This window comes from Mucilaginibacter sp. GW821-FHT07G05 (genome assembly GCF_059418565.1).
In genome coordinates this window covers 293,477-305,766 of record NZ_JBWKQC010000004.1, presented here as the reverse complement: position 1 = coordinate 305,766, position 12,290 = coordinate 293,477, and the positions used below count along the sequence as shown (strand labels likewise).

Below are 12,290 nucleotides of genomic sequence, written 5' to 3'. Positions count from 1 at the left end.
CGTACCTCGCAATGACAGTTGCTTTTAGCTTGCTGGAATTTATAAAATTCAGATAATTCCTAAATTCTATAAATTCCGGTCGAAGACAAATTATATCCCGAAGCCCTTCATGATACCGCGTTGCGAGTTTTGCACGAAATTTACGATCTCGTCGCGCTCAACCGTTGGGTTAAATTCGGCTTCGATGATATCGAGGGCTTTGGTAACGTTGTATTTTTTAAGGAAAATGATGCGATAAATCTCCTGGATCTCGTTAATGGTTTCGGCAGCAAAACCGCGGCGGCGCAAGCCTACCGAGTTGATACCGATGTATGACAGCGGTTCGCGACCGGCCTTGGTATAAGGCGGTACATCTTTACGCACCAGTGAACCACCAGAGATCATGCTGTGCGCGCCAATTTCAACAAACTGGTGCACGGCAGATGTGCCGCCGATGAAGGCGTAATCATATACGTTGATGTGCCCGGCCAATTGTACAGCGTTGGCAATGATCACGTTATCGCCGATAATACAATCGTGCGCTACGTGTACATAGGCCATCAGCAAACAGTTTTTACCTATGGTGGTAGTATTTTTATCGAGCGCGGTACCTCGGTTAAGGGTAACGCATTCGCGGATTACCGTATTGTCGCCAATGGTAACCGTACTTTGCTCTCCTTTGTATTTAAGATCCTGCGGCGGTGCAGATACTACAGCACCCGGAAATATACGGCAGTTTTTACCGATACGGGCACCATCCATTATCACACTGTTTGAGCCCACCCAGGTGCCCTCCCCTATTTCAACATCCTTATGAATGGTAACAAATGGTTCAATAACCACGTTGTCGGCTATTTTGGCTTGCGGGTGTATATATGCTAAAGGTTGTATCATGCTTGTTATTATGCTTTTTTACGTACAATTTGAGCCATCAGCTCTGCTTCAACTACAATTTTTGAGCCAACCATGCCTACTCCCCTCATTTGAGCTATACCGCGGCGGATAGGCGCGATCAGGTCGCACCTGAATATAACGGTGTCGCCCGGGGTAACCTTATCTTTAAACCTGGCGTTTTCTATTTTCAGGAAAAGCGTAATGTAGTTTTCCGGATCGGGAACGGTATTCAGCACCAGTATACCACCGGTTTGCGCCATCGCTTCAATTTGTAAAACCCCCGGAAATAAAGGCTGACCAGGGAAGTGCCCCATAAACAGATCTTCGTTCATGGTAACGTTCTTTAAACCTACTACGTGCGTTTTGGTCAGTTCCAGAATTTTATCGATCATCAGGAACGGCTGCCTGTGCGGCAATATGTTCATGATCTGTACGGTATCGTAAACCGGGGTCATGTTGGGGTCGTACACCTTTTGGTATTTGCGGCTTCTTTCTTTTTTAATAAGCGCCTTTATTTTTTTACCAAAGGCGATGTTAGCCGCGTGACCCGGACGAGCCGCCATAATATGACCTTTTAACGGAACACCAACCAGGGCTAAGTCGCCTATCATATCCAGCAGTTTATGCCTTGCCGGTTCGTTTTGGTGGCGTAATTCTATGTTGTTCAATATGCCTTGCGGGGCTACCTTAATATCCTTACGGTTAAACAGCTTGGCTAAGTGCGCCAGTTCTTCGTTATCAACCTCTTTATCAACAACAACAATGGCATTGTTCAGGTCGCCGCCTTTTATCAGGTCGTGCTTTAACAGCATTTCCAGTTCGTGCAAAAAGCAGAAGGTACGGCACGAGGCTATCTCTTTAGTAAATTCGGTAATGGTAGAGATGCTGGCGTGCTGGCTGCCCAACACATCCGAGTTATAATCAACCATACAGGTAAAGCGGTAATCGTCAAGCGGCATGGCCACCATCTCTACTTTCCTGTCTTCTTCGGTATAATGAATGTTGTGGGTAATGTGGTAATACTCGCGATCAGCATCCTGATCTAAAAAACCATTATTGATCAATGCCTCAACAAACTGGATAGAACTACCATCCATAATAGGAATTTCCGGACCATCTAAATCAATCAGCACATTATCAACCTCTAAACCTACCAATGCCGCAAGCACGTGTTCAACAGTACTTACGCTGGCGCCATTTTGCGAAATAGTGGTACCGCGTGATGTATCGGTAACGTTATCCACATCGGCATCAATAACAGGCTGCCCGGCAATATCTACCCTTCTGAATTTGTACCCGTGGTTTTCTGCCGCGGGGTTAAAGGTCATGGTAACACGTTCACCGGTATGCAAACCGGTGCCTGATACTGAAACAGGCCCTTTAATAGTTCTTTGTTTTATGTTCATATACTTAACATTAACCGCATTAGCCGTTTGCTTTTTGCAGTTCAGCAATTATTTTTTCAAGTTCTGATATTCTTTTTTCCATATCGGGCAAGCGGCGTATGTTAACGTGCGCCCTCAAATAATCCTTATAAGGCAAATAAGGCGATCCGCCCCATTGCTTTGCTTCTTCTTTGATAGAGCTGTTAACACCTGTTTGCGCCGAAATTTGCGTACCGTTAGCAAGAGTTAAATGGCCTGCAATACCAACCTGCCCGCCTATAACGGCATTACTACCTATTTTGGTACTGCCCGATATACCGGCCTGACCGGCAATTACAGTATTGGTACCTACTTCCACATTATGCGCTACCTGTACCAGGTTATCAATTTTAGCTCCTTTGCTTATAATGGTTGAGCCCATTGTGGCCCTGTCAATAGCGGTATTAGCGCCTATTTCCACATCATCGGCTATAATAACGTTGCCAATCTGGCTCACTTTTTTATAGCTGCCATCAGCCGCGGGTGCAAAGCCGAAGCCATCGCTGCCAATTACCGCGCCCGAGTGAATGATGACATTGTTACCTATAACACAATCAAAGTACACATTTACGCCTGCAAATAACGTAACATTATCACCAATTTCAACATTGTCGGCAATATATGTATTGGGGTATATTTTGCTTTTGTCGCCTATTTTAACGTTAGGGCCTATGTATGCAAACGCGCCTATATATACATCCTTACCAATGGTTGCCGAGGGGTGTATAAAGCTTGGCGTTTCTATGCCTGCCTTATTAAGCTTTATGGTATTGTACTGCTCCAGCAGTATCGAAAAGGCGCTGTAAGCGTTCTCCACCCGTATCAGCGTGGGCTTTACAGGCTCGGTGAGCACATAGTCGTTATTAATAATTACTATGGATGCATTTGTGGTATACAAATGCGGTTCGTACTTGGGGTTGGCCAAAAACGACAAGGCTCCGGTAGTGGCTTCTTCTATCTTAGCCAGCTTATCAACCGCTGCAAGAGCATCACCCTCAACCGTTCCGTTTAACAATAAGCTTATTTGCTGTGCGGTAAATTGCATCGTACAAATTTAAATGTTAATATTAAAGCAACAAATTATACATACACTCATATTTATAATAAGTGCTTGGCATAACAAATAATATATTTTTTTACTGTTTTCGTCAAGGCTTCCAGGCTCGAATTATCGCTGGCAGAGGTAATATCCTTTACGCTGCCGTCTTTCATCAGTATGCGTATGTTAGCATCATCTACCTTGTAAGCATTGTTCAGTATGGTATCGGTAAATACAAAGTACGCTGCCTCATGTGCGCTGATGTTGTACACTTCCATCGCCTTTTGGCGCAATTCGGCAACAACCTTTTCATCGGGCTGTGTTTTGGTAATTTCTACATGAAACAAGCGCCTGTAAACCAAATTACGGCATAGCATAGCCAAAACTATATCCTCGCTATCAACCCAAACCTTCACGGCCGACATAATATCGGTATCATCTAAACAGGCAAACGTTTTAAGGTGTACCGGCTCGTTGATGAATTGCTCTTTAGTAATCGTATTATATAAAAAATGGCGGAGCGCAGGCGTACAAAACAGTTCGGTGCCGCTCAATGCCAGCTCACGGGCTCGTACCAAGATCTTGGCAAGGGCTTCTTCGGCCGCTATTACTGTTTTATGCAGGTACACCTGCCAGTACATTAGCCTGCGGGCCACCAAAAATTTCTCTACCGAATAAATGCCTTTCTCTTCTACCACCATCTGATCATCCTTAACAGTGAGCATTTTAATGATCCGCTCTGAACCTACCACACCTTCGGTAACACCGGTAAAGAAACTGTCGCGGTTAAGATAATCCAGCCTGTCCATATCCAGCTGGCCTGAAACCAGTTGATGCAGAAAGCGGCGAGGATACGTATCATTGAATATACTGATTGCCATTTCAAGGCGGCTATCAAACTCGTCATTAATACGAGCCATCAGCATGGCCGATATATCTTCGTGACTGATCTCCTTAACTATGGTATGCTCCAGCGCGTGAGAGAACGGGCCGTGGCCAATATCGTGCAGCAAGATGGCGATCTTAACCGATTCTTCTTCTTTGGCAGAGATCTCGTGGCCTTTGTCGCGCAGGGTTTCAATAGCCAGGTCCATCAGGTGCATGGCGCCCAACGCGTGGTGGTAGCGGGTATGCAACGAACCGGGATATACGAGGTGCGTCATCCCCAGTTGTTTAATATGCCTTAACCGCTGAAAGTATGGGTGCTCAATAAGATCGAATATCAGCTCTGATGGGATACTGATAAAACCATACACAGGGTCGTTTATAATTTTCTTTTTATTCAATGCTAATTTTAAAACTTTGCAAATGTGTCAAATATGCTTTATTAAAGTATCTTATATTTGTTATTTTTTGTTAAACCATATAATATTCAACAACAAAACCTTTGCTTTGCGGTTATAGGCTTGATCAAATTTTTTTAGAATTACAAACTGCCCCATACCTATAAACTGATCAGTTTAAATATAAATAAAGGTTAAGGGCATCTTAAATATTTAACAACATGCAGGATACAACAATATTATGGGCCGATGACGAAATTGATCTGTTAAAACCACATATACTTTTTTTAAACGAAAAAGGATACAAGGTAAGTACCGTAACCAGCGGAAACGATGCCATTGAGGCTTTTAAAAATGGCTATTTCGACCTGGTTTTCCTGGATGAGAACATGCCCGGCCTTACCGGTTTGGAAACCCTTACGCAGATCAAGAACATCAATAACGATGTGCCTATTGTAATGATCACCAAAAGCGAAGAAGAATACCTGATGGAAGATGCCATCGGATCGAAGATAGACGACTACCTGATTAAGCCGGTGCACCCTAAGCAAATACTGCTTACCATTAAAAAACTTACCGAAAACAAGCGCCTGGTGACCGAAAAAACCACTATGGCCTATCAGCAGGATTTCCGTAACCTGGGGATGACGCTTAATGATAACCTAAGCTACCAGGAATGGGTGGATGTATACAAAAAACTGATCTATTGGGAGCTGGAGTTGGAAAGCCTGGAAGATGCCGGCATGCACGAGATACTTACCCTGCAAAAAGCCGAGGCTAACGTACAGTTTTGCAAGTTTGTTGAAAAGAACTACCTCAACTGGGTTAAAAACCCGGATACCGCGCCAACCAGTTCGCCGCAATTGTTCAAGAAAAAAGTATTCCCTAAGCTTGATGGCAACGGGCCGGTTTTCTTTATATTGATAGATAACTTAAGGTATGATCAGTTTAAGATCATCAACCCTATTATATCAGAATATTTCCGTTTGGAAGAAGAGGATACTTATTTTAGTATTTTGCCTACCGCTACACAATACGCGCGTAATGCCATCTTCTCGGGACTGATGCCTTTGGATATGGAGAAACGCTTCCCCGAAAAATGGCAGAACGACGAGGATGAAGGCGGCAAGAACTTATATGAGGCCGATTTCCTGGAAGACCAGATCAAACGCTCGTTACGTAAGGAATGCAAGTTCTCGTACCATAAAATACTGAACATTGACGAGGGCAGATCGCTTAACGAATCGATAAGCAACTACATGACTAACGACCTGAACGTGGTGGTTTATAACTTTGTGGATATGCTGTCGCACGCCCGTACCGATATGCAGATGATCCGCGAGCTGGCCAGCGACGATGCCGCTTACCGCTCTTTAACATTATCATGGTTTGAGCATTCGCCATTGTTTGATCTGCTGAAATTTTTGGCCTCAAAACAAGTGCGCGTAGTGATCACTACCGACCACGGTACCATCAAGGTTAAAAACCCAAGCAAGATCATCGGCGACCGTAACACCAATACCAACCTGCGTTATAAACAAGGCCGCAACCTTAATTTTAACCCGAAAGAGGTATTCCATGTTCGTAACCCGCACGATGCCATGCTGCCCAAGCTGCATGTAAGCTCAAGCTTTGTGTTTGCAAAAAGCGATGGTTACTTTGTATACCCTAACAACTACAACCACTTTGTGAATTTTTATAACGAAACCTTCCAGCACGGCGGTATCTCGTTAGAAGAAATGATTATTCCGGTGGTTACTTACGGACCGAAATAATTATTATTTTGCTTATTTTTGAATATGGTACTTATACTGAAAACGAATAAGGATATTCATAAACTAAAGGATGAACTGGCTAAAAGACAATTAAAAAAATCTTTTGATGCAAAAAAGTTCAGTGGTATCCTGAAGGTTGAAGAAGATGCGGTAGCAATTCAACAAAGGTTAAGGGATGAATGGAACTGATATCTTTTTAGATACCAATGTTTGCATCTACTTGCTAAATGGCGATTCGGTATTGACTGAACTATTGCAAGATCAGAGCATTTACATTTCTATTATTACTGAAATGGAACTTTACTCTTATCATGGCAATAGTTTATCTGCAATAAAAGCGCTGGATGAATTTATTCAATCGGTGCACGTTGTTAATATTGATGATGCCATTAAATCTAAAACAATAACCATAAGAAGAGATTCCAAAGCTAAATTACCTGATAGTATAATTGCAGCTTCTGCATTAAAATACAATCTTCCCTTACTTACCGCAGACAAGGGATTTCAGAAATTTAAAGAACTTGATTTAGTTTTGTACGAAAAATCATAATCGTGCTAATTACCGCCAACTCATTATCAAACCTGCCCGAAGCGGCAACGCAATTGCTGGCCGAGGCCGGTACCAATAAAATATTTTTGTTTTATGGCGACATGGGCGCGGGTAAAACAACGCTTATTAAACAATTATGTGCCGCGTTAGGTGTAGAAGAACCGGTTACCAGTCCTACTTTTTCTATTGTTAATGAATATCGTGGCGGGGGCAATAATATTTTCCATTTCGATTTTTACCGGCTCAAGCAACAGTCGGAAGCGCTGGATATGGGTTATGAAGAATACTTTTATTCGGGCAACTACTGCTTTATTGAGTGGCCCGAAAAAATACCCGATCTGCTGCCCGACCATTATACCCGTGTAAGCATCACCGCGCAAAACGATGGACCGAGGCTGATAAACGTTGAAAACATTTGAGCGCGATTTGCGTTTTTTCCTTATCTTCATCATCCAGAAATTGATACGTAATGAGTTCAGGGAAATACAGTGGGTTTTCTGATGTAGCCAGGCAGGCGCTAAGACAAACCCAGGAGTCAATGCTGGAAGTAAAAACCAGGAAAAACAAACTTTACATCGGTATTCCTAAAGAGGTTTCGTTCCAGGAGAACCGCATTCCGCTAACCCCTCTTTCGGTAGCCCTACTGGTAAATAACGGGCACGATGTAATACTGGAAAGCAATGCCGGTAAAGCCGCTAATTTTTTAGATAAGGATTACAGCGAGCAAGGCGCGCAAATTGTATACGACACCAAAACGGTATACGAGGCCGACGTGATCATCAAAATAGCGCCGCCAACCCCGGCCGAAATTGAGTTGATGAAACCCGGTCAGCTGCTTATTTCAACCCTGCAAATAGCTACCATGAAGGCCGAGAGCCTGCAAGCCCTCCTCAACAAAAAAATTACCGCTCTTTGTTTTGAACATCTGCTTGATGAAGGCGGTTCGCTTACCGTAGTACGCGCCATGAGCGAAATTGTGGGCGCTACCTCCATACTGATAGCAGCCGAATACCTGAGCAACGTTTTTGAAGGTAAAGGCCTGATGCTGGGTGGTATCACCGGTGTTCCGCCTACTGAAATTGTAATATTAGGCGCGGGTACCGTTGGCGAATATGCCGCACGTACCGCCTTATCATTAGGAGCCGAGGTAAAGGTGTTCGACCCATCGATATATAAACTTCGCCGATTGCAAAACAACATTGGCAACCGGGTATTTACATCCGTAGTGCAGCCTATTGTTTTGGAAAAGGCCATTACCACCTGTGATGTTGCCATTGGCGCTTTACGTGCCGAAGATGGCCGCAGTCCGTGTATCATCTCCGAATCAACCGTGAGCCGCATGAAGCGCGATTCGGTAATTATCGACGTAAGTATTGATCAGGGTGGCTGTTTTGAAACCTCGGAGGTAACCAATCATACCCATCCTGTTTTCCGCAAGTATGATGTGATCCATTATTGCGTGCCTAACATCGCCTCACGTGTGGCCCGTACGGCTACTTACGCGCTTACCAATATCTTCGCGCCAATCCTGCTTGATATTGGAGAACATGGCAGCATTAAGAATGTGATATGGCAAAAGGCCGGGGTGCGTAACGCGGTTTATATTTACCAGGGCCACTTAACCAATAAACATATTGGCGAACGTTTCAACATCCCGTGTAAAGATCTCGACCTGCTGATCGTTTCCAGCTTATAATTTATGAAGAAACAATTGCTGTACTTTTTGCTGCTGACCATCGGGCTGCCGGTGTATGCGCAACAGTACAAGTTTATTGATGCCTCAAAAATTACATCACCCGCAAAATACGCTGCCGAAGTAAAAGCAAATCCGGATAACCAGCTGGTTGAAATAAAGAAGTACATACCGGGCATCGTGCTCGACATCCGCTATGCTACAAAAAACAATTTTACCGGGCAGCCGGTGTATAAACAGGCACGGGCGTTCGCGCGCTTGCCGGTGGTCAAATCGCTCCAAAAAATACAGACCGATTTAAAGCCCCTTGGCCTTGGCTTAAAAATATTTGATGGCTACCGGCCGTACACTATTACCGTAAAGTTCTACGAAATTGCAAAGGACACCACCTTCGTGGCCGATCCGCGTAAGGGTTCGCGCCATAACCGGGGCTGCGCTATTGATCTTACCCTTATCAACCTTAAAACCGGCAAAGAACTGGATATGCCTACCGGTTACGATAGTTTTAAAAAGGAAGCCGCTGCCAATTACGGTCCGCTTTCGCCCCAAAAACTGCATAACCGCGAGTTGTTAAAAAAGGTAATGGAAGCTAACGGTTTCAGCGTATACCCATCCGAATGGTGGCATTACGATTTTAAAGGGTGGGATAAATTCGGCTTGCTTGATATTCCGTTTGAGGACCTGTAAGCGTAACGGTGCTGTTGCAATATGCATGAATATTGGGCTTTTGGCCATAAAGGCATCAAAATTGCTAAACAATTTTCGCGCGTAATTGCTTAACGAGTAAGTTCTATTATTCAACATCAACACAATGCCTGTATATGAAAATATTTAGTAAAGAATATCTTAAACAGTTTTGGAAGGTTATCCTGGCCACATTTAGCGGTTTTGGTAACGATAACGGTTTAAAGCTTAGCGCCTCATTGGCTTACTACACCATATTTTCGTTAGCGCCATTGCTGATATTGATATTGTCTGTTACCGGTATCTTTTTAAAGGATAAAAAAAACAGGGATACATTTTATGTACAAATAGAGCAATATGTAGGCACCAAGGCTACCGACCAGATAAAAGCAACCGTTAAAAGTCAGGATATTGAAGGTAAAAGCGGTATTGGTCTTGCTGTTGGTATTGTTACCTTGCTATTGGGTGCCAGCAGTATTTTTTTAGAGATACAAGATTCGTTGAACATAATATGGCGGGTAAAGGCAAAGCCAAAAAAGGGCTGGGTCAAGATGCTCCAAAACCGCTTTCTCTCCTTCTCGCTCATAGTCAGCTTAGGGTTTTTGTTACTTACATCGCTGTTGGTCAGCGTTGTTATCAGTGCTTTCAGCGACCAGATCACTAAATTCCTGCCACATGTACTGGGGTCTTCCATATCGGCAGTCGTTGGCCGGACTATCATCTTCGCTATTAATTTCGGTATTACTCTCCTGGTGATTTCGGTGTTGTTCGGTATCATTTTTAAAGTACTTCCCGATGTTAAGATCAAGTGGAAAGACGTACGTGCAGGTGCTATCTTCACCGCATTGTTATTTATTTTAGGCCAGTACATTATCAGTAACTATATTCAGTATACCGCACAGGGTTCGGCTTATGGTACGGCGGGTTCTATCATTATTATTTTGGTGTGGATCTATTACACGGCCGCAATACTTTACATCGGAGCCGAGTTTACGCAGGTTTATGCTGAAGCCAATGGCAGCCACATTGAGCCGGCTGATTATGCTGTACATGTACAGCAAACCGAGGTAGAAAGAAATGTTAAAGAAATTCCACCACAAAACCCCGAATTGGAAGGCGCTTTAAAATGTGATGATGATGCTAATAAGGATAAGGATGAGTGTAAGGATGATAAGAAGGCGTAATCCTGTCTAACACGTTATTTACTATTGTCATTGCTGCAAGGCACGAAGTAATCTGGTTGCGTTCTGCTTTTATATAAATCGCGTTATTGCGAGGAACGAAGCAATCTCTACGTAGGTTTCGGTGGTGCTATGATTAACATTAGTCTGCTCTTGGCCGCAGGGCCCATTACTTTTGAGGGCAAAAGTAACAAAACCCTTGTCCAGCAAAAGGCTTCTTTGCCGCACAAGGCCATTCCCTGCAAACCGTACAGAACTTAGGGCTGGAACTTTTGCCCCACTGCGCTTATTCCTGCACACATGCAACAAGTTCGCTATGCCCGCCTTTGCGCTCATTGGCCATCACAGTTCTGCCCGTTTTCACCCGAAGCTGTTTGCTGACGGGAAGCGAGCCTCTGCTAATTGCTATCATGAACTTTCAGCTTTGACAACTTTTAAAAAGTTGTCAAAGCTACCCCCCGCCCGCTTTTTTCGGCAATAATATAAATTGCTTTATAATTAGTATTTATCGTAAATTTAAATACTAATTATAAAGCCTTGCTAACCCGTTCATTTACCGGTAAGCACATACTACATTTTATTTTTCTTATTTGTTGTTTATGTGCTTGTTTTACTACAGCCAACGCCCAGTATTTTGATCTGGAAGAAGGCCGCAGGAAGGTAACCATGCCCTTTAAGCATGTGCGCAACATGCTGGTTATACAACTGCATATTAATAACGCGGGCCCGTACAACTTCATTTTAGATACCGGCGTAGGTCTTATGCTCATCACCGAGCCCAATTTGGTTGATTCTATCCACCTTACCAATAAAAGAACCGTTAAAATTCCGGGACTTGGCGAGGGTGGTGATGCCGAGGCTTTTGTAACCCCGCCTTTGAATGTAGATATCCCCGGCTTAAAAAGCTACGCGGTATCGGCTGCTATATTAAAAAGGGACCATTTCAACTTGAGTAGCTATGTAGGTATGCCTATTCATGGTTTATTGGGGTATGAGTTTTTTAATAACCTGGCAGTTAAAATAAATTTTAATGATAGCACCGTTACCGTTTGCAGGCCGGCGGATATTAAAATGCTTAAGAAGGGCTCCCGTATACCCATCACCGTTGAAGAGAAAAAGCCTTATTTGGATGCTATAGTGAAGCTTACCGACGGTACATTGTCTATCAACAAACTCATCATTGATCTTGGTGCTGGGCACCCCATTTCGCTGGATAATTTTATTAAGAATAAAGGGTTGCCGCAAAAGTTTATAGCGGCCAACCTGGGTATAGGCTTAAACGGCCCGATCAGTGGTTTTATCAGCCGGGTGGCCGAGGTTGACCTCGGCAATTATAAGATTAAAGATGTGCTCACTTCCATGCCCGGCGATAAGAACACCAATACACGGCCTTCTATTGCACGCGATGGCAATTTGGGGATGGATATTTTAAAGCGGTTTACGATAGTATTTGATTATACCGGCAACGCCATGTATTTAAAAAAAGGCCGCGGTTTTAAAGAGCCCTTTGAGCACGACATGAGCGGACTTGAATATTTTGGCAGCGGCAAAGATCACAAAGTGGTGATCATTAGCCGGGTGGAGCCCGGTTCGCCGGCCTATGATATAGGGCTTGAAAAAGATGATGAAATTGTAGCCATCAACTTTAAACCCGTTACAGAGATGACACTGGAACAAATAGACAATTTGTTCCGGTCACGCGACCAGCGAACCTTGCTGCTTGACATATACCATGATAAGGTTCTTGAAAGGGTGATCATAACATTAAAACGAAGAATTTAAATCCCT

At 43.6% G+C, this 12,290-nt stretch carries 12 protein-coding genes; 8 read left to right on the top strand and 4 right to left on the bottom strand.

Annotation, left to right across the window (positions count from 1 at the left end; all coding sequences use genetic code 11):
• Positions 1-90: 90 nt before the first annotated feature.
• Genes lpxA through AC07NA_RS12700 form a run of 4 tightly spaced genes read right to left on the bottom strand, consistent with a single transcriptional unit; the run spans position 91 to position 4,622 of the window.
• Positions 91-873, bottom strand: coding sequence for an acyl-ACP--UDP-N-acetylglucosamine O-acyltransferase (gene lpxA, locus AC07NA_RS12715; protein WP_345213632.1), 783 nt, complete (start codon positions 871-873; stop codon positions 91-93).
• An 8-nt stretch (positions 874-881) separates the two neighbouring features.
• Complete coding sequence (locus tag AC07NA_RS12710) at positions 882-2,279, bottom strand: bifunctional UDP-3-O-[3-hydroxymyristoyl] N-acetylglucosamine deacetylase/3-hydroxyacyl-ACP dehydratase (protein ID WP_345213633.1); 1,398 nt, start codon at positions 2,277-2,279, stop codon at positions 882-884.
• 19 nt (positions 2,280-2,298) lie between these two features.
• The gene (lpxD, locus tag AC07NA_RS12705; RefSeq protein WP_494897922.1) at positions 2,299-3,342 is read right to left on the bottom strand and encodes a UDP-3-O-(3-hydroxymyristoyl)glucosamine N-acyltransferase; all 1,044 of its coding nucleotides are present in this window, start codon (positions 3,340-3,342) and stop codon (positions 2,299-2,301) included.
• Between the two features lie 53 nt (positions 3,343-3,395).
• A complete protein-coding gene (locus tag AC07NA_RS12700; RefSeq protein WP_494897921.1) occupies positions 3,396-4,622 on the bottom strand; it encodes an HD domain-containing protein in 1,227 nt (408 codons plus the stop codon).
• Positions 4,623-4,840: 218 nt separating this feature from the next.
• On the opposite strand from AC07NA_RS12700, the gene porX reads away from it, so the two are divergent.
• The 8 genes from porX to AC07NA_RS12660 all read left to right on the top strand — a co-directional run bounded on the left by porX (position 4,841) and on the right by AC07NA_RS12660 (position 12,284).
• Complete coding sequence (porX, locus tag AC07NA_RS12695; RefSeq protein ID WP_494897920.1) at positions 4,841-6,394, top strand: T9SS response regulator signal transducer PorX; 1,554 nt, start codon at positions 4,841-4,843, stop codon at positions 6,392-6,394.
• A gap of 24 nt (positions 6,395-6,418) precedes the next feature.
• On the top strand, positions 6,419-6,583 hold the full coding sequence (locus AC07NA_RS12690) for a hypothetical protein (RefSeq protein WP_494897918.1): 165 nt from the start codon (positions 6,419-6,421) through the stop codon (positions 6,581-6,583).
• Positions 6,570-6,944, top strand: a complete 375-nt coding sequence (locus AC07NA_RS12685; protein WP_494897917.1) for a type II toxin-antitoxin system VapC family toxin — start codon at positions 6,570-6,572, stop codon at positions 6,942-6,944. The genes AC07NA_RS12690 and AC07NA_RS12685 overlap by 14 nt, the downstream gene beginning before the upstream one ends.
• 2 nt (positions 6,945-6,946) lie before the next feature.
• Positions 6,947-7,363: a tRNA (adenosine(37)-N6)-threonylcarbamoyltransferase complex ATPase subunit type 1 TsaE gene (gene tsaE, locus AC07NA_RS12680; protein ID WP_494897916.1), complete on the top strand. Its 417-nt coding sequence runs from the start codon at positions 6,947-6,949 to the stop codon at positions 7,361-7,363.
• A 50-nt stretch (positions 7,364-7,413) separates the two neighbouring features.
• Entirely contained in the window at positions 7,414-8,640 is a 1,227-nt protein-coding gene (locus AC07NA_RS12675; RefSeq protein WP_345213639.1) for an alanine dehydrogenase, read from the top strand.
• A gap of 3 nt (positions 8,641-8,643) precedes the next feature.
• Positions 8,644-9,324: a M15 family metallopeptidase gene (locus tag AC07NA_RS12670; RefSeq protein WP_494897915.1), complete on the top strand. Its 681-nt coding sequence runs from the start codon at positions 8,644-8,646 to the stop codon at positions 9,322-9,324.
• A 134-nt stretch (positions 9,325-9,458) separates the two neighbouring features.
• Positions 9,459-10,505 carry a YihY/virulence factor BrkB family protein gene (locus tag AC07NA_RS12665; protein ID WP_494897914.1) on the top strand — a complete coding sequence of 349 codons (1,047 nt, stop codon included), beginning with the start codon at positions 9,459-9,461 and terminating at the stop codon, positions 10,503-10,505.
• A gap of 534 nt (positions 10,506-11,039) precedes the next feature.
• Positions 11,040-12,284 carry an aspartyl protease family protein gene (locus AC07NA_RS12660; protein WP_494897913.1) on the top strand — a complete coding sequence of 415 codons (1,245 nt, stop codon included), beginning with the start codon at positions 11,040-11,042 and terminating at the stop codon, positions 12,282-12,284.
• Positions 12,285-12,290: the final 6 nt, after the last annotated feature.